Annotated in this window: 16 protein-coding genes, 1 pseudogene and 1 riboswitch; of the genes and pseudogenes, 12 read left to right on the forward strand and 5 right to left on the reverse strand. The window is 72.0% G+C overall.

The genetic code is table 11. The annotated features are described in order from the left end of the window. A pseudogene (locus tag G3N18_RS13170) lies at positions 1-406 on the forward strand (hypothetical protein); the annotation flags it as partial. Next, positions 403-1,989 (forward strand): GMC family oxidoreductase, encoded by a 1,587-nt coding sequence (locus tag G3N18_RS13175; RefSeq protein ID WP_338038580.1) that lies wholly within the window; start codon positions 403-405, stop codon positions 1,987-1,989. The pseudogene G3N18_RS13170 and the gene G3N18_RS13175, both read left to right, overlap by 4 nt. Before the next feature lie 33 nt (positions 1,990-2,022). Here G3N18_RS13175 and G3N18_RS13180 read toward each other — a convergent pair whose 3' ends face one another. Genes G3N18_RS13180 through G3N18_RS13190 form a run of 3 tightly spaced genes read right to left on the reverse strand, consistent with a single transcriptional unit; the run spans position 2,023 to position 5,298 of the window. Continuing rightward, entirely contained in the window at positions 2,023-3,831 is a 1,809-nt protein-coding gene (locus tag G3N18_RS13180) for a glycoside hydrolase family 15 protein (protein WP_196384740.1), read from the reverse strand. 37 nt (positions 3,832-3,868) lie between these two features. Continuing rightward, a complete protein-coding gene (locus tag G3N18_RS13185) occupies positions 3,869-4,750 on the reverse strand; it encodes an SDR family oxidoreductase (protein WP_196384752.1) in 882 nt (293 codons plus the stop codon). Positions 4,751-4,755: 5 nt separating this feature from the next. After that, positions 4,756-5,298 carry a Dps family protein gene (locus G3N18_RS13190; RefSeq protein WP_196384741.1) on the reverse strand — a complete coding sequence of 181 codons (543 nt, stop codon included), beginning with the start codon at positions 5,296-5,298 and terminating at the stop codon, positions 4,756-4,758. A gap of 102 nt (positions 5,299-5,400) precedes the next feature. Here G3N18_RS13190 and G3N18_RS13195 point away from each other — a divergent pair, with 102 nt between their 5' ends. From G3N18_RS13195 to G3N18_RS13230, 8 genes are all read left to right on the forward strand, one after another. Beyond that, on the forward strand, positions 5,401-6,201 hold the full coding sequence (locus G3N18_RS13195) for a transglutaminase-like domain-containing protein (protein ID WP_196384742.1): 801 nt from the start codon (positions 5,401-5,403) through the stop codon (positions 6,199-6,201). 85 nt (positions 6,202-6,286) lie between these two features. Next, on the forward strand, positions 6,287-6,739 hold the full coding sequence (locus tag G3N18_RS13200) for a MarR family winged helix-turn-helix transcriptional regulator (protein WP_196384743.1): 453 nt from the start codon (positions 6,287-6,289) through the stop codon (positions 6,737-6,739). Next, positions 6,736-7,431, forward strand: a complete 696-nt coding sequence (locus tag G3N18_RS13205) for an NAD(P)H-dependent oxidoreductase (protein WP_196384744.1) — start codon at positions 6,736-6,738, stop codon at positions 7,429-7,431. The genes G3N18_RS13200 and G3N18_RS13205 overlap by 4 nt, the downstream gene beginning before the upstream one ends. Further along, complete coding sequence (locus G3N18_RS13210) at positions 7,428-7,976, forward strand: hypothetical protein (protein WP_196384745.1); 549 nt, start codon at positions 7,428-7,430, stop codon at positions 7,974-7,976. The genes G3N18_RS13205 and G3N18_RS13210 overlap by 4 nt, the downstream gene beginning before the upstream one ends. Positions 7,977-8,149: 173 nt before the next feature. Continuing rightward, the gene (locus G3N18_RS13215; protein ID WP_196384746.1) at positions 8,150-8,998 is read left to right on the forward strand and encodes an ABC transporter substrate-binding protein; all 849 of its coding nucleotides are present in this window, start codon (positions 8,150-8,152) and stop codon (positions 8,996-8,998) included. A 61-nt stretch (positions 8,999-9,059) separates the two neighbouring features. Continuing rightward, positions 9,060-9,905 carry an ABC transporter permease subunit gene (locus tag G3N18_RS13220; protein ID WP_196384747.1) on the forward strand — a complete coding sequence of 282 codons (846 nt, stop codon included), beginning with the start codon at positions 9,060-9,062 and terminating at the stop codon, positions 9,903-9,905. A gap of 20 nt (positions 9,906-9,925) precedes the next feature. Beyond that, positions 9,926-10,693, forward strand: a complete 768-nt coding sequence (locus tag G3N18_RS13225; RefSeq protein ID WP_196384753.1) for an amino acid ABC transporter ATP-binding protein — start codon at positions 9,926-9,928, stop codon at positions 10,691-10,693. A 75-nt stretch (positions 10,694-10,768) separates the two neighbouring features. Next, entirely contained in the window at positions 10,769-11,671 is a 903-nt protein-coding gene (locus G3N18_RS13230; protein WP_338038583.1) for a cytochrome c oxidase assembly protein, read from the forward strand. 199 nt (positions 11,672-11,870) lie between these two features. On the opposite strand, the gene G3N18_RS13235 is transcribed toward G3N18_RS13230, so the two are convergent. Further along, complete coding sequence (locus tag G3N18_RS13235; protein WP_196384748.1) at positions 11,871-12,755, reverse strand: bifunctional methylenetetrahydrofolate dehydrogenase/methenyltetrahydrofolate cyclohydrolase; 885 nt, start codon at positions 12,753-12,755, stop codon at positions 11,871-11,873. Between the two features lie 142 nt (positions 12,756-12,897). Further along, the gene (glyA, locus tag G3N18_RS13240; RefSeq protein ID WP_196384749.1) at positions 12,898-14,172 is read right to left on the reverse strand and encodes a serine hydroxymethyltransferase; all 1,275 of its coding nucleotides are present in this window, start codon (positions 14,170-14,172) and stop codon (positions 12,898-12,900) included. A gap of 74 nt (positions 14,173-14,246) precedes the next feature. Next, a riboswitch (ZMP/ZTP riboswitch) is annotated at positions 14,247-14,329 on the reverse strand. Between the two features lie 171 nt (positions 14,330-14,500). Here glyA and G3N18_RS13245 point away from each other — a divergent pair. Both G3N18_RS13245 and nagA read left to right on the forward strand, forming a co-directional pair. Beyond that, positions 14,501-16,108: a family 20 glycosylhydrolase gene (locus tag G3N18_RS13245; RefSeq protein WP_196384750.1), complete on the forward strand. Its 1,608-nt coding sequence runs from the start codon at positions 14,501-14,503 to the stop codon at positions 16,106-16,108. Beyond that, on the forward strand, positions 16,105-17,152 hold a 1,048-nt coding region (nagA, locus tag G3N18_RS13250), incomplete at its 3' end, for an N-acetylglucosamine-6-phosphate deacetylase (RefSeq protein ID WP_196384751.1). The genes G3N18_RS13245 and nagA, both read left to right, overlap by 4 nt.

Consider the following 17,152-nt stretch of genomic DNA (forward strand, 5'->3'; position numbering starts at 1 on the left):
CGACCGGCAGCTCGCGGCGGGCGAGGGCGACGGATGGCGCCGCGCCGACCTCCCGCCCGACGCGGTCGCCGCGGGGCTCGCCCTCGACGCGCTCGCCGACGTCAACCTCGACGACGACGTCGTCGCCGCGCTCGTGTCGGGCCGCCTTGAGCTGCCCGGCTCGGCACTCTCGCCCGCGCAGCTGCAGGCGTGGGCCGAAGACGCCCGGGTCGACCTCGTGCGCCATTGGCTCGCCCACCCGGCATCCCTCGCCCGCACCGGCAACGACAGCTTCGCCACGCGCGGGTTCCCCGAGCCTCGGGGGTTCACAATGCTCGCCGCCGGCCTCCGCGAGGCGTGGGAACCCGGCGGTCTCGGCGACGTCGACACCTCGCGCGACACCCTCCCCTCGGGCCCCGCCGCGTGACCGGCGACGGAAGCGGAGGCCCCACGAGCGCCCTCGCCCTCGACACCTCTCGCATGCGCCGATTCGAGCCGGGCGAGGAGGTCGACGTCGTCATCGTCGGCACCGGCGCCGGCGGCGCCCCGGTGCTCGCCGAACTCGCCGCGGCCGGCCTGCGCGTCGTGGCCCTGGAGGCGGGTCCGTTCTTCGACCCCGCCGATCACACGCCCGACGAGACCGACGCCGCCGAGATCAACTGGATGAGCGAGCGGCTCTCCGGCGGCGACGACCCGACCGCGTTCGGGCCGAACAACTCCGGCCGCGGCGTCGGCGGATCGACGCTGCACTGGGGCGCGTTCACCCCGCGCCCCGACGCGGGTCAGCTGCGCCTGCGCACCGAGACGGGTGAGGGTCGCGACTGTCCCTTCTCCCTCGAGGAGCTCCTCCCCTTCCTCGTCCGCGCGGAGCGCGATCTCGGCGTCAGCGGTCCCGCGGACTATCCCTGGGATCCCGCCCGCTCCTACGCCTACGCGCCGGCCGGCCGCAACGCCTCCGCGCAGCACATGGCGGACGGCTGCCGCGTCCTCGGCATCCGCGCGACCGACGCCCCCGCCGCGGTCCTGACCCGCCCCCGCGAGCAGCACGGCATCCCGCGCGGCGCGTGCATCGCGTGCGGCACCTGCCACCAGGGCTGCCGCACCGGCGCGAAGGCGACGATGGGGACGACCTACCTCCCCGCGGCGATCGCGGCGGGCGCCGAGATCCGCGCCGAGGCGATGGTGCACAGCGTCGAGACCGATGCCGCGGGGCGGGTGAGCGCGGTCGTCTACCGCCAGGCCGGCCGCGATCTGCGCCAGCCGTGCCGCGCGCTCGTGCTGGCCGGGGGCGGTGTCGAGACGCCGCGCCTGCTGCTGGCGAACGACCTCGGCAACGCGAACGGGCAGGTCGGGCGGAACTTCCTCGCCCACCCGGCGACCCAGGTGTGGGGCACGTTCGACGCGCCGCAGCGCACCTACCGCGGGTATCCCTCCTCGCTCATCACCGAGGACTTCCTGCGTCCGCCCGGCGCCGACTTCGCCGGCGGCTACCTCATCCAGAGCCTCGGCGTCATGCCGCTCACGTTCGCGACGTCGCTCGTGCGCGGCGGCGGGCTGTGGGGCACCGAGCTCATGGCAGCCCTCGAAGGGGCGCGGTACACGACCGGACTCGGCATCAACGGCGAGTGCCTGCCGCAGCGCGACAACGCGCTCGTCCTCTCCGGCGAGGTCGACGAGCACGGCATCCCGCGCGCCGAGGTGTCGTTCACCGCCGGGGCGAACGAGAAGGCGCTGATGCGGCACGCGACCGACGTCATGGTGCGGATCCTCGAGGCGGCGGGCGCCACGTCGACCCGCGTGCTCGACCGCACCGCGCACACGCTCGGCACCTGCCGGATGAGCGACGACCCGCAGGACGGCGTGGTGGATGCCTCGGGCCGCAGCCACGAGGTCGAGAACCTCTGGATCGTCGACAACTCGACCTTCCCGAGCGCCCTCGCCGCCAACCCCGCCCTCACCCAGGTCGCGCTCGCGCTGCGGAGCTCCCAGCACCTCCTCGCCGGACACTGACCGGCCCTGCCGGTCAGTGTCCGCTCGAGCGGGTCAGTGCCCCTCGAGCGCCTTCGGCGGCACGACCTGGCGGATCGTGAGCGCCGCCGTCACGACGGCGAGATGGCTGAGCGCCTGCGGCAGGTTGCCCCAGAACGACCCGTCGCGGGCCGAGATCATCTCGCTGTAGAGGCCGACGTCGTTCGACATGGCGACGAGTTCGTCCATCGCGGCGATCGCCTCGTCGTGCCGTCCCACGCACGCGAGCGCGCCGGCGCGCCAGAAGGCGGATGCCACGAACGTGTGCTCCTCGCGCTCCATGCCCGAGTACCGGTAGAGCAGCGCCCCGGCTCCGAGCTGCGCGGTGAGCGCGTCGATCGTCCGCGACATCCGTTCGCCGCGATCGAAACCGCTCTCGGCGTGCAGCAGCACCGAGGTGTCGAGCGCGGTCGATCCGGGCGCCATGACGTACGCGCCGAGATCCTCTGACCAGCATTCCTCGGCGACCCACGCGGCGATCCGGTCCCGCTCCACCTGCCACCGCTCCACGGCGCCGTCGGCGACCGGGATCGCGCCCGCCACGACGAGGTGCACCGCGTCGCGGAGGGCCTGCCAGCATCCCATCTTCGACGACGTGTAGTGCGCGAGCTCAGGCAGCTCCCACATGCCCGAGTCGCGGTTGCGCCACAGGTCGCACACGCGGTCGGCGAGCTCGGCCAGGAGGCACGCCGTGCCCGGATCGAGCACGTTCCCGGCATCCGCGTAGGTCCGGCAGATCGCGAAGAGGTCGCCGTAGACGCCGAGCTGCAGCTGGTCGCTGGCCGGGTTGCCCGTGACGACTGGGCCGATCCCGGCCCATCCGGGCGCGTCGAAGAACTCCACGCCCTCCACCGGCTCGCCCCGGAGGGTGTACATGACGCGCAGGTCGCCGTCGGCGCGGATGGTCTTCACCATCCACGACAGCGCGGCGTGGGTCTCCTCGCGCAGGCCGAAGCGCACGAGCGCGTGCGCCGTGTAGGCGAGGTCGCGCACCCAGGCGAAGCGGTAGTCCCAGTTCTTCCCGCCCGCGGGATTCTCCGGCAGCGACGTCGTCGCCGCGGCGGCGATGGCGCCCGTCGGGGCGTAGACGAGGAGTTTCAGGGCGAGGGCGCTGCGCTGCACGGCATCCTGCCACGGTCCGTCGTAGGAGAACTCCTTCGACCAGTCGCGCCAGCCCGCGATCGAGCGGTCGAGGCTCGCGCCCATGAGGCCCGGATCGGCCAGGTGCAGCGGCTCGTCGTCGTTCGCGATGATCGCGAGGATGTGCGTCGAGTCCGCCGCGGTCGTGAACGTGCCGCGCACGGCGGAGAGGAGAGAGGAAGTCGCGTCGGCGCGCGGCCGACCGACCTCCGAGCCGATGACCGCCAGCATCGTCGAGCCCACCTGCAGCAGGTGCACGCCGTCGTGCTTCTTGATCCACGGCGCCGCTGTCCGCAGACGCGTGCCCGGTCGCACCGCCCAGCGGAACCGGACCTCACCGCGCATGCCCGCGATCCGGCGCACGAGCTGCGCCCACGGCAACCGCCCGGCGACGCCCGTGACGAGCGCGTCGGTGACGGTCGCGACGCCGCCCGGCGTCGTGAAGGTGGTCTGCAGCACGTTCGTGCCGGGGAGGTACCGGCGGCGCACCGTGTACTCCCCGTCCGGGGCGAGTTCGATGCACCCGCCGTCGGCGTCGTCGATGATCCGGGCGAAGACCGGCGCCGAATCGAGGTTCGGCATCGGCATCCAGTCGATGCCCCCGTCCGCGGCGATCAGCGCGACCGTCCGGCCGTCGCCGATCGCCGCGTACGTGCGGAGGTCTTCTCGACCCGGGATCGTCATCGCGGGCTCGCGCGAACGGCGCGTCGCCGGGCTGCGCTCATGTGAGCGTCATGCCCCCGGTCACCGCGATGGTCTCGCCCACGACGTAGCTCGACTCCTGCGACGCGAGGAACACGTACGCGGGCGCGAGCTCGACGGGCTGACCGGCGCGCCCGATCGGGGTCTGCTCGCCGAAGTGCTCGATCTTCTCGTTCGGCACGAACGCGGGCTGCAGCGGCGTCCAGATCGGCCCCGGCGCGACGCCGTTGACCCGAATGCCCCGCTCGATGAGCTGCTGCGCGAGGGCGCGCGTCCAATTCGCGATGCCCGCCTTCGACACCGCGTACTCCGCGAGCGACGGCGACGGGTCGAAGCCCTGGATGGAGGACGTCGTGATGATCGCCGCGCCGGGCTTCAGGTGCGGGGAGGCGGCCTTGGTCATCCAGAAGAGCGGATAAATGTTGACCTTCACGACGTGGTCGAGGGTCTTCGTCTCGAAGTCGTCGATGCTGTCGACGGTCGGCATCGTGCCGGCGTTGAGGACGAGGATGTCGAGCCCGCCGAGCTCCGCCGCCGCCTTCTCGACGACGTCGATGCTCACCTGCTCCTCCTGGATGTCACCCGGCAGGAGCACCGCTGCGCGGCCCTCGGCGCGGATGAGCTCCGCGACCTCCTCGGCCTGCTCCTGCTCCTCGGCGAGGTACGACAGGGCGACGTCGGCGCCCTCGCGGGCGTAGGCGATCGCGACGGCGCGGCCGATGCCCGAGTCCGCCCCGGTCACGAGCGCCTTCCGGCCGGGCAGCCGCCCGAAGCCGATGTAGGTCTTCTCGCCGTGATCGGGCGCGGGCGTCATCTCGTGGATGTCGCCCGGGGCATCCTGCTGCTGCGGCGGGAACGGCGGCCGCGGATACTGCGTCGTCGGATCCTGGGCCGTGTACATGTCGGTCACGAGGTGGCCGCCTTGCGGTTCTCGGCGCTCATCATCCAGGCGTACTGCTCGAGCTTCTCGATGATCTCGTGGAAGATGTCGGCGCTCGTCGGGTCTTCCTCGTCGACCTGGTCGTGCACGTCGCGGCAGGTGGCGACGGTGTCCTCCAGTCGCGCCGTGATGAGGTCGATGACCTCGGTCGTCGCGATCTCGCCCTGCGGGAACTCGGGCAGGGTGGTCGACTCGGCGACGGTGTCGCTGCGGCCGTCCGGCAGGGCGTGCAGCGCGCGCATGCGCTCGGCTATCGTGTCGCTGAACTCGCGCGCGGAGTCGATGATCTCGTCGAGCGCGAGGTGCGTGTCGCGGAAGTTCGTGCCGATGACGTTCCAGTGCGCCTGCTTGCCCTGCGAGGCGAGCTCGATGAGGTCGACGAGCACCTTCTGCAGGTTCTCGCTCAGCTCCTTGGAGGCGGTGAAGCCGCTCTCGGCGTTCTGCTCGTTCGTCAGCCGTGCTCCGTGCGCGGGCTTGCGCTTGTTCTTGGTCGCTGTCGTAGATGCCATGGTTCGACACTAGGCGCCCTGCCCGCGCCGCCCCACGGGATTGCGCGGCGTGCACCCGGATGCTAGCGACGCGGATGCCTCGGAGTGTGACACCCTGTGCTCATGCAGCGCACTGTGACCAGTCACATCGTCCTCGACGTCACCCAGACGGCCGATCTCGTGTTCGCGATCGCCGTCGCCACGGCCTACGTGCCGACCTCGGAGTCTCTCACCGCGACGCTCGACGGGGCGCCGGTGGCGTTCCGCGAGCTCTCCGACGCGCACGGCGGGCGGCTGCACCGCCTGACCGCGAGCCCGGGCCGGCTCGTCGTCGACTACGCGGCGACGATCGACGGCGAGGCCGCGCCGCTCGACGCGGCCGACGAAACGGAGCTGCTCGTCTACGGTCGCCCGAGCCGGTACGCCGAGTCCGATGCCCTCGCGCCGACCGCGGCGGCCGAGTTCGGTGAGGCGGGCGACGAGCGCTCCACGCTCCTCGCGGTGTCGTCGTGGGTCGGCACGAAGCTCTCGTACGTGAGCGGTTCGAGCCTCCCCACCGACGGGGCGGTCCGCACGCTGCTCGCACGCCAGGGCGTGTGCCGCGACTACAGCCACCTGTGCGTCGCGCTGCTGCGCGCCCAGGGCATTCCCGCGCGCCTCGTAGCTGTCTATGCGCCGGGGCTCGATCCGATGGACTTCCACGCGGTCGCCGAAGCGTGGGTCGACGGCGGGTGGCGCGTCGTCGATGCGACGACGCTGGCCCCGCGGGGCACCCTCGTGCGCATCGCGACGGGGCGGGATGCGTCGGACACGGCGTTCCTCAACGTGCTGAGCGGCCGCGCCGACCTCTTCGACGTCGTCGTCACGGCGACCGCGGACACCCTCCCCGACGACGACCTCGACCGCCTGGTCTCGATCCTCTGACCCCCCGCGGCGGGCGCGGCACCCGTCACCCGCACCGACGAGTCAACCAGTTGACACACCATGTGTCAACTGGTTGACTCGGGGTATGGCCGAACGCATCACCGTCACGCTCCACGAGCTCGTGGCCGAGCTCGACATCTATGCCGACGCCCATCTGCGTGAGCACCACGGCGTCTCGTACAACCTCTTCGAGCTGCTCGCCACGCTCGCCGAGACCGCCCCCATCGACATCACGGGGCTCGCCCGCTGCCTGCGCGTCACGAAAGCCGCCGTCAGCAAGCGCGTGCCCGCCCTCGTCGCCGACGGCTGGATCACCGCGGACGGCGGAGAAGGGCGGCGCATCGTCCTGGGGCTGACGCCTCGGGGCGCCGACCTCGTGCGCATCGCCGGCGGTGAGCTGGAGGCCGAGTTCGCCGGCATGCTCGCCGAGATGCGCAAAGGGCCGGCATCCGCGCACGACCCGATCGACGACGGCGCCCTCAACGCGCACCTCGCCCGCCTCACCGACATCGTCATCTCGAAAGGCCGCTCCCTGTGAACCGACGCCTGCTCGTCATCATCGGCAACCCGATCCCGGGCAGCCTCGCGCACGCGCTGGCAGACGGTTACGCCGGCGCGGCGCGCGCCGCCGGCGCCGAGGTGCGGGTCATCGATCTCGCCCACGACCCGATCCCCGCACACCCGCACACCCGCGACCAGTTGCGGATGCCGCGGCCCGGGCACGACGACCTCCCCCTCGATCCCGACGTCGCCCGCTACCTCGACGACGTGCGCTGGGCCGACCACCTGACGGTCTTCCACCCGCAATGGTGGGGCACCGTGCCGGCGGCGCTCAAAGCGTTCATCGACCGGGTCTTCCTCGCCGGTGCGGCGTTCCGCTACCGCGAGCGCTCCGCCCTCTCCGACCGGCTGCTGCGCGGGCGGACCGCACGGATCGTCATGACGATGGATTCGCCTCGGCTGTGGAACCGCCTCGCCTACCGCGGCGCGGCCGAGGCGTCGCTCGCCCGGGCTACTTTCGGCTACTGCGGCATACGCACGATCGGGATCACGCGACACACGCCGATCCGCTTCAGCGACGAGGCCACACGGTCCGGGTGGATCGCCGCGGCCGCACGGCACGGCCGCGTGGATGCGGCCTCGCCGAAGCGCGCGCCGCGGCACGATGCGGCGACGGTTGCAGCCGAATCCTCCCCGCACGCGGCAGGTCATGGCACTCTGGGGGCATGAAGACCTGGATCGTGCGATTCGTCTCGCTGTACGTGTTCAACGTCGTCGTGCTGCTCGTGATCGGGCTGCTCACGCCGGCGCATGTGGGGTGGGCGGTGCTGTGGGCATCGGTCATCCTCACTCTCGCCGAACTCTTCGTGAAGCCGCTCCTGCAGGGGGCGTTCACGAAGTCGGCCGCCAAGAGCGCCGGCGAGCGCACCCGCATCGGCGAGGCGCTCGTGCAGGCGTTGCTCGTACTCGCCGTCGCCGCGATCATCTGGGTCATCACGCTGCTGCTCACCGGCGTGAACGCACGCGGCAGCTGGTTCTGGGCCTACGTGCTGCCCCCGATCATCATCGCGATCGGCTGGGTCGTCTATGCGCGCATCGACGATCGCATCGAGGCGAAGACCGGCACGTACTACGACCGCGCCACGGCGGGGCTTCGCGGCGGGCGCGGCGGCGACGCAGGCATCCCGTCCACCACAGCAGCCCCGACCGTCGCCTCGGCGCCCGACGACGGCCTCACCCCCGAGCAGCGCAAGATGCTCGACGATCTCGGCTGAGGGCCCTCTCCTCGCGCGGCCCGCGCGCCGCGTGGGGCGCATGACGACCCTGTAACAAAGGGACCCGCACCGCCCGCCCGGCCGCGGCGAGCGGCGAGCGGCGATGATGGATGCTGCGGCTTGCGTCCACAGCATGCGACGCGCCGCGCTCCCACACCCGGAAGGTCTCCGTCATGTCGCGTCCTGCCCTGCGCACCGCCCTCGCCGCCGTCGCGGCCGCCACGCTCCTCGCCCTCGCCGGCTGCTCCGGCGCCGCCGACTCGTCGTCGTCGAGCGCCGACCCCGGGACCGACTACGTGACCCCCGGCAAGCTGACCATCGCGACCGGGCAGACCGCCTACGAGCCGTACGTGTACAACGACGACCCCACCTCGGGCAAGGGCTTCGAGGCGGCCGTCGCCTATGCCGTCGCCGAGAAACTCGGCTTCAGCAAAGACGACGTCGTGTGGGTGCGCACGTCGTTCGAGGCGGCGATCGCGCCGGGTCCGAAGAACTTCGACTTCAACATCCAGCAGTACACGATCACCGACGAGCGCAAGCAGGCCGTCGACTTCTCGTCGCCCTACTTCGAGGCGAGCCAGACGATCGTCGCGATCAAGGGCGGCAAGGCCGACGGCGTGACCGACCTGGCCGGCGCCAAGGGGCTGCTGCTCGGCGCGATGGCCGGCTCGACCAGCGCAACCACGATCGAGGAGGCCATCGCCCCGACGACGCCCGCGGCGCTGTTCAGCTCGAACGAAGACGCCCGCGCCGCCCTCGAGGCCGGCCAGATCGACGCGATGGTGCTCGACACCCCGACGGCCTACCTCGCCGCGAACTACTACATCGACGGCGGCTTCATGGTGGGCGAGCTGCCCGCGGCGGGCGTTCCCGACCAGTGGGGGCTGCTGCTGCAGAAAGACTCGCCGCTGACCGCGCGCGTCACCAACGCGGTCGACACGCTGCGCGCCGACGGCACTCTCGACGCGCTCGAGAAGCAGTGGCTCTCGGTGCTCACCGAGGGCGTACCGCAGCTGAAGTGACCGTCCTGTCGAAGGCCGGGCCGAACTCGGCCGCCCGGCCCCGCTCGGGTAGCGTCGTCTCGTGAGCTCGCACACCCCCAGCGCCCTCGAACTCGAACGGCGCGCCTACCGGCGCGGCCGCGAGCGGCGCTCGGTGCTGATCGCGATCGCCTCGACGCTCGTGTTCGCCGCCGTCGTGTGGGTGAGCGTCGTGAACACCCCCGGGTGGACGAAGGTGCAGCAGACCTTCTTCGACCCGGCAACGGCCGTCGCGTCGCTGCCGAAGGTGTGGGACGGCTTTCTCGTGAACCTGCAGGTGCTCGCGATCTCGGTCGTGACGGTGGCCGCGGCGGCGCTCCTGATCGCGTTTCTGCGGACGCTCCCGGGTGCGGTGTTCTTTCCGGTGCGGGTCGTCGCGGCGGCCTACACCGACCTGTTCCGCGGGTTCCCGTTCATCATCGTGCTCTACCTCGTGGGCTTCGGCCTGCCGACGATCACGAACACGCGCATCCCGGTCGTGCTCCTCGGGGTGCTCGCCGTGACCCTCACGTATTCGTCGTACGTCGCCGAGGTGATCCGCGCGGGAATCGACGCGGTGCACCCCTCTCAGCGCCTCGCGGCGCGCGCGCTCGGGCTCGGCTACGGGCAGACGCTGCGGCGCATCGTGCTGCCGCAGGCCCTGCGCAAGATGACGCCGCCGCTCATGAACGACTTCGTCTCGATGCAGAAAGACGTGGGCCTCATCTCGATCCTCGGTGCGATCGACGCGATCGCCGCTGCGCGCTCGGCCAACGCGCTGAGCTACAACTTCACCCCGTATGTCCTCGCCGGCATCTTGTTCGTGCTGCTCGCGATCCCGACGATCCGCTTCGCCGACTGGTACACGGCGCGGCTGCGCGACCGCGAGCAGAGCGGAGCCGTGCTGTGACCGGCGCCGTTCCTCCCCCGCTGCCCGGGCCGGCGCACCCGGCATCCGCGCCCCCGGCATCCGCTCTCCGCGCCGAGGGCGTCTGGAAGGCGTTCGGCGAGCGCCCGGTGCTGCGCGGGGTCTCGGTCTCGCTCGCGGCACACGAAGTGGTCGCCCTCATCGGGGCATCCGGATCGGGAAAGTCGACCCTGCTCCGCTGCCTCGGCCTGCTCGAGCCGATCGACGACGGGCGCATCTTTCTCGGCGACGAAGACATCTCCGACCCCCGCATCGACGGCAACCGAGTGCGCGCGTGCCTGGGCGCGGTGTTCCAGAGCTACAACCTGTTCCCGCACCTGACGGTGCTCGGCAACGTGACGCTCGCGTCGCGGGTGGTGCACAAAGTGCCGCGAAAGGATGCCGAGGCGCGCGCGATGGCCCTGCTCGAGCGCGTCGGGCTCGCCGATTTCGCGGGGGCCCACCCCGACCGCCTGTCGGGCGGGCAGCAGCAGCGCGTCGCGATCGCCCGCGCGATCGCGACCGACCCCGAGGTGCTGCTGCTCGACGAGATCACTTCGGCGCTCGACCCCGAGCTCGTCGGCGAGGTGCTCGACCTCGTGCGCTCGCTCGCCGGCAGCGGCGCGACGATCCTGATGGCGACGCACGAGATGGCGTTCGCGCAAGGCGTCGCCGACCGGGTCGTCTTTCTCGACGAGGGCGTCATCGTCGAAGAGGGCCCGCCCGCGCAGCTGTTCGGGGCGCCCGAGCACCCGCGCACCCGCGCGTTCCTCACCCGCTTCACCGCGTGACCCGACGCGGGCGGCTACGCCGGGTGACCCGCTTCACCGCCTGACCCGACGCGACACAGGCACGCGGCGTATGCTGTGCGCACGCCTCCCATCGATGCTCTCCTCACGACGTGGCGCGCCGACCCTGTGACCCTCGCCGTCCTGGCCGTCGCGGCGATCGGCTATGCCCTCGGCATCCGTCGCGCCGCGCGCCGCGGCGTCTCGTGGCCGCGGCGGCGCACCGTGCTGTTCTTCGCGCTCGGGCTCGGATCGTATGCCGTGGTCGAGCTCGGCTTTCTCGGCACGTGGTCGGCGCAGCTGCGCTGGGCGTTCACGGCGCGCATCGCGCTGCTGCTGCTCGCGGTGCCCGCCCTCATCGCCCTCGGCAAGCCGGTCGAGCTAGCCCGCGCGGGCATGGGCGATGCGGGGCGCGCTCGGCTCGATCGGGTGCTCGGTGGGCGGGCGGCGCGACTGCTCGGCAACGCGATGTTCCTGACGCTGTTCACGGCGGCGGTGTTCTGCGTCTTCCTCACCCCCGTCGTGGGAGTGCTCCGCACCTCCCCCGTCATCGGCGAGGCGATCGGCGCGGTGACGGTCGTCGCCGGTCTCGCCCTCATGGTGCCGATGATGGCGCTCACCGGCGTGCACGCGTCGACCTTTCTCGCGATCGAGTTCCTGCTGGCGTTCGTCGAGCTCGTGATCGACTCGATCCCGGGCATCCTCATGCGCCTGAACGACACGGTCATCGACGGCATCACGACCGCGACCGGCAGCGGCTGGTGGCCGAATCCGTTGCACGATCAGCACCTCGCGGGCGACCTGCTCTGGTTCATCGCCGAGGCGGCCGACGTGCCGGTGCTGATCCTGCTGCTCATGCGCTGGGCGCGCCGCGACCGCGCCGAGGCCGCAGACTTCGACGCCCTGACCGACGCCGAGCACGACGCGCTCGTGCAGGCGCACCTGCGCGGCGAGCGCGTCCGAACGGATGCCGAGGGCTGACGCCCCAGGATGCGCGGGCTGGCGTGGCATCCACCCCCGACGTGGCATCCGTCCCACGACGAACCCCGCAGATACTCACGAACTCCGCAGCCCACACGGCCTTCCGATGCGGAGTTCGCGACATTCTCGCGACATTCTGCGGAGTTCATGCGGCGCGCGCCGACGCCACGCAGCGCGCACGGATGCCTCGGGCTGACGCTCAGGCGCGGATCGTGCGCTCCGCCGCCTCGACGACGTTCGTCATGAGCAGGGCGACCGTCATGGGCCCCACGCCGCCGGGGTTCGGCGAGAGCCAGCCGGCCACCTCGTCGACGCCCGGCGCGATGTCGCCGTAGACCTTCGACTTGCCCGTCTCGGGGTCGGTCTCGCGCGTGACGCCGACGTCGAGCACTGCGGCGCCGGGCTTGACGTCTTCGGGGCGGATGAGGTGCTTGACCCCTGCCGCTCCCACGATGACGTCGGCCTGCCGCAGGTACGACGGCAGGTCGCGCGTGCCCGTGTGGGTGAGCGTCACAGTCGCGTTGACGTCGCGCCGGGTGAGCAGCAGCCCGATCGAGCGCCCGATCGTGACGCCGCGACCGACGACCACGACGTGCGTGCCGGCGAGCGCATAGCCGTTGCGCACGAGCAGTTCGATGACGGCTCGCGGAGTGCACGGCAGGGGCGAGGTGATCGGGTCGTTCACGTTCAGCACGAGCTTGCCGAGGTTCACCGGGTGCAGGCCGTCGGCGTCTTTCGCAGGGTCGATCCGCTCGAGGATGCGGTCGGTGTCGAGGTGGCGCGGCAGCGGCAGCTGCACGATGTAGCCGTGGCACGTCTCATCGGCGTTGAGGCGGTCGATCTCCGCCTCGACCTCCGCCTGCGTGGCATCCGCCGGCAGCTCGACCTGGATCGAGTTCATGCCGATCGCCTCGGACTCGCGATGCTTCATGCCGACGTACAGCTGCGACGCGGGGTCTGCCCCCACGAGCACCGTCGCGATGCCCGGGGTGATGCCCTGGGCCTTCAGCTTCGCGACCCGCTCGGCGAGCTCTGCCTTGATCGCCGCGGCGGTGGCCCGCCCGTCGAGTTTCTGTGCCGTCACGGCGATTCTCCTGTCGTTGTCCCCGCCCGTCTTCGGCGAGACACCGTCTGTGCGCCGAGGCGCCGGTCCACCCGCGTAGTCTCGGCGCAGGAACGGTGTCTCGCGGGTGGGGCGGGGCGGGGGTGGGACGGGGCGGGGCGGGTTACTGGGTGAGGCCGGGGTAGAGGGGGAACGCGGCGGTGAGGGATGCCACGCGGGTGCGGAGCGCCTCGAGGTCGGCACCGGGCAGCAGCGCGAGCGCGATGATGTCGGCGACCTCGGTGAACTCGGCGTCGCCGAAGCCGCGGGTGGCGAGGGCGGGCGTGCCGATCCGCAGACCCGAGGTCACCATCGGCGGGCGCGGGTCGTTCGGCACGGCGTTGCGGTTGACCGTGATGTGGATCTCGTGCAGCAGGTCCTCGGCCTGCTTGCCGTCGATCTCGGCGTCGCGCAGGTCGACGAGCACGAGGTGCACGTCGGTGCCGCCCGAGCGCACCGAGATGCCGGCGGCGGCGACGTCGGGCTGGGTCAGACGCTCGGCGAGGGTTGCGGCGCCGCGCACCGTGCGCTCCTGACGCTCGACGAACGCGGGGCTCGCCGCGAGCTTGAACGCGGTCGCCTTCGCCGCGATCACGTGCATGAGCGGTCCACCCTGCTGGCCCGGGAAGACGGCGGTGTTGATCTTCTTGGCGAGGTCGGCATCGTTGGTCAGGATGAAGCCCGAGCGCGGGCCGCCGATCGTCTTGTGCACCGTCGACGACACGACGTCGGCGTAGGGCACGGGCGAGGGGTGCAGGCCCGCCGCGACGAGACCGGCGAAGTGCGCCATGTCGACCCAGAGGAGGGCGCCGACCTTGTCGGCGATCTCGCGGAAGCGCGCGAAGTCGAGCTGACGGGGGTAGGCCGACCACCCGGCGATGATGACCTTGGGCGAGTGCTCGACGGCGAGGCGCTCGACCTCGTCCATGTCGATGATCGAGGTCTCGGGGTCGACGCCGTACGCGACGATGTTGTAGAGCCGGCCCGAGAAGTTGATCTTCATGCCGTGCGTGAGGTGCCCGCCGTGGTCGAGCGACAGGCCGAGCAGGGTGTCGCCGGGGCGCGCGATGGCGTGCAGCACGGCCGCGTTGGCGGATGCCCCGGAGTGCGGCTGCACGTTGGCGAACTCGGCACCGAACAGCGCCTTGGCGCGTGCGATCGCGAGCTCTTCGGCGACGTCGACCTCTTCGCAGCCGCCGTAGTAGCGACGGCCGGGGTAGCCCTCGGCGTATTTGTTGGTGAGCACCGAGCCCTGCGACTGCAGGACCGAGACGGGCACGAAGTTCTCCGAGGCGATCATCTCGAGGTAGCCGCGCTGGCGGTCGAGCTCGCGCTCGAGCACCTGGGCGATCTCGGGGTCGACCTCGGCGAGCGGGGCGTTGAAGGACGGGTCGGTCATGGTGTTCTCCTGGGTCGTGCGAACGAGGGCTGCCGGCCTCCGATGCGCCGCGCAGGGCGGCACTCGGTCACCGAGGCCCCGACCCAGGCGAACGGTCGACTGCCGAATGGTCGCTCCCCGGTGGTGGCCCACCTCAACGCCAGTTGCGACACAGCGAGCATATCCGACGGTGCCGGGCGCCGCGTGAGCAGAAAACATCGGCATCCACATTTGTTAGGGCGCTTTATAACTCGAATCGATTCGGGAAAGATGGAAGCAGTCGCGGGCCCCGCAGCCCCGGCGCCCGACCGCTCGCGCGCGGCCGGGCCTTCCCCGAGAATGGAGCATCGTGGCCCTCCCCTCCGTCGTCCCCGCCCCCGCCTCGATCACGTCGGCGGGCTCCGCGCCGTTCGCCGTGGTGGGCGAGACCCCGATCGTCGGCGACGCCGAGGCCGCCCGCGCGCTGCGCTCCCTCGTCGAGACCCGCACCGGGCTGACCCTCGCGACCCGCCCCGCCGACGCCGGCCGCAGCGCCGCGCGCGACGGCACGGAGGGCGCGATCGTGCTCGAGATCACCGGCGACGGGCCCGCCGACTCGTACCGGCTCGCGGCGACCGAGGCATCCATCGTCGTCTCCGGCGCCGACGCGGCCGGCCTCTTCTACGGCGTGCAGACCCTCGGTCAGCTGCTCTCGCCCGCAGCCTTCGGGTGGCAGGTGCCCGCCGTCACGATCGACGACGCGCCCCGCTTCGGCTACCGCGGCGTCATGCTCGACGTCGCGCGCCACTTCCACGACGTGGCGACGGTCAAGGCCTTCATCGACCGCGCCTCGGCGCTGAAGTTCAACGCGCTGCATCTGCACCTCACCGACGACCAGGGCTGGCGCCTGCAGCTCGAATCGCGCCCCCTGCTCACCGAGAAGGCGTCGGCGACGTCGGTCGGCGGCGACCCGGGCGGCTTCTACTCGCACGACGACTACCGCGAGATCATCGACTACGCGGGCGCCCACCACATGCTCGTGGTGCCCGAGATCGATCTGCCCGGCCACACCCACGCCGTCACCCTCGCCTACCCCGAGCTGTCGGAAGAGCCCGTGCTGAGCGATCACATCCGCGAGATCGTGCGCGACTACGGCGGCGCGCTGCCCGTGAACGGCGTGGCCTACGACGGCATGGCGGTCGGGTTCTCGTCGCTGAAGATCCGCGACGAGGCGACGTACGCCTTCCTCGCCGACGTGCTGGGCGAGGTCGCGCGCCTCACCCCCGGGCCCTACCTGCACATCGGCGGCGACGAGGCGCTCGGCACGTCGGCAGAGGACTACGACTACTTCATCGGGCGGGTCAGCCGCCTGGCGGCCGACCTCGGCAAGACCCCCGTCGCGTGGCACGAGGCGGGCACCGCATCCGACCTCGACCCGACGACGGTCGGGCAGTTCTGGGGCTACGTCGAGCCGATCGACGGCATGGATGCCAAGGCGCGCGGCTTCACCGCGATCGGGTCCGACAGGGCGAAGCTCATCCTCTCCCCCGCCGACGCGATCTACCTCGACATGAAGTTCGACGCGGACTCGCCGCTCGGGCTCACGTGGGCGCGAGGCGTCACGACCGCCCGCCGTGCGTACGAGTGGGACCCGGCGGAGGTCATCGACGGCGTCGCCGACGAGCAGATCCTCGGGGTCGAGGCGCCGCTGTGGACCGAGACCGTCCGCACTCTCGCCGACATCGACGCCCTCGCGTTCCCCCGGGCGGCTGCTGCTGCCGAGGCCGCGTGGTCGCCCGCGGTGGGTGCGAGCGAGCTGCGCACGTGGGACTCGTTCGCGACGCGGGTCGGCGCACTCGCACCGCTGTGGACGAGCCAGGGCATCGGCTTCACCCCGCTCGAGGGCATCGACTGGGTGAGCGAGGATGCCACCGGGACCACCACGGCCGCCACGGTTGACGCGGGCGCGGACGCATGACCACCGTCATCCACTCGGCCCGCCTCGTCGACGACGGCGCGGTGACGAACGACGCGTGGGTCGCCCTCGAGGGCGCCACGGTGCTGCGCACCGGCACGGGCGACGAGTGGCGGGCCCTCCCCGCCGGCGACGCGATCGACGCGGCCGGCGCCTACCTCACCCCCGGGTTCATCGACATCCACGGGCACGGCGGCGGGGGCGCGTCGTACGACGACGGGCTCGCCGCGGTCGCGACCGCCCGCGCGGTGCACCGCGCGCACGGCACGACCCGCGCCGTGCTCTCGCTCGTCACGGCATCGATCGACGACCTGGCGGCGCGGGTCGCCCTCATCGCCGACCTCACCGAACGCGACGCGACGATCCTCGGCTCGCACCTCGAGGGCCCGTTCCTCGACGTCGGTCATAAGGGCGCCCACACCGAGGGGCTGCTGCGCGCGCCCGACGAGGCCGCTGTCGCGCGCCTCATTGAAGCGGGTCGCGGCACCGTGCGCCAGGTGACCCTCGCGCCCGAGCTTCCCGGCGGGATCGCCGCGACGGCGCAGTTCGCCGCCGGCGGCGTCGCCGTGGCCGTCGGTCACACGAACGCGACCGAGGCCGAGGCATCCGCCGCCTTCGACGCGGGCGCGACACTGCTCACGCACGCGTTCAACGCGATGCCCGGCATCCATCACCGTGCTCCCGGGCCCGTAGTCGCGGCGATGCGCGACGAGCGGGTGACGCTCGAGCTGATCGCCGACGGCATCCACGTGCACCCCGACGTGATCGCCCTCGCCTTCGCGGGCGCACCGGGGCGCATCGCGCTGATCACCGACGCGATGGGTGCCGCGGGGGAGCCCGACGGGGCGTACGAGCTCGGCGGCCTCGCCGTGACCGTGACCGACGGCGTCGCGCGCCTCGACGAGGGCGGCGCGATCGCCGGATCGACGCTGACGCAGGATGCCGCGCTGCGCCTCGTCGTCGCGGGCGGACTCCCCCTCGCCGACGCGGTCGCCGCGCTCACGAGCGTGCCCGCGCGGGCGATCGGTCTGGCCGGGCGCTACGGGA

Source organism: Microbacterium paulum (assembly GCF_015707995.1).
Lineage (GTDB): Bacteria > Actinomycetota > Actinomycetes > Actinomycetales > Microbacteriaceae > Microbacterium > Microbacterium paulum.

Coding starts and splice junctions, on each gene's coding strand:
- glyA (WP_196384749.1), bottom strand. CDS start 14,172: ATGACCGACCCGTCCTTCAACGCCCCGCTCGCCGAGGTCGACCCCGAG.
- G3N18_RS13195 (WP_196384742.1), top strand. CDS start 5,401: ATGCAGCGCACTGTGACCAGTCACATCGTCCTCGACGTCACCCAGACG.
- G3N18_RS13215 (WP_196384746.1), top strand. CDS start 8,150: ATGTCGCGTCCTGCCCTGCGCACCGCCCTCGCCGCCGTCGCGGCCGCC.
- G3N18_RS13190 (WP_196384741.1), bottom strand. CDS start 5,298: ATGGCATCTACGACAGCGACCAAGAACAAGCGCAAGCCCGCGCACGGA.
- G3N18_RS13200 (WP_196384743.1), top strand. CDS start 6,287: ATGGCCGAACGCATCACCGTCACGCTCCACGAGCTCGTGGCCGAGCTC.
- G3N18_RS13210 (WP_196384745.1), top strand. CDS start 7,428: ATGAAGACCTGGATCGTGCGATTCGTCTCGCTGTACGTGTTCAACGTC.
- G3N18_RS13180 (WP_196384740.1), bottom strand. CDS start 3,831: ATGACGATCCCGGGTCGAGAAGACCTCCGCACGTACGCGGCGATCGGC.
- G3N18_RS13185 (WP_196384752.1), bottom strand. CDS start 4,750: ATGTACACGGCCCAGGATCCGACGACGCAGTATCCGCGGCCGCCGTTC.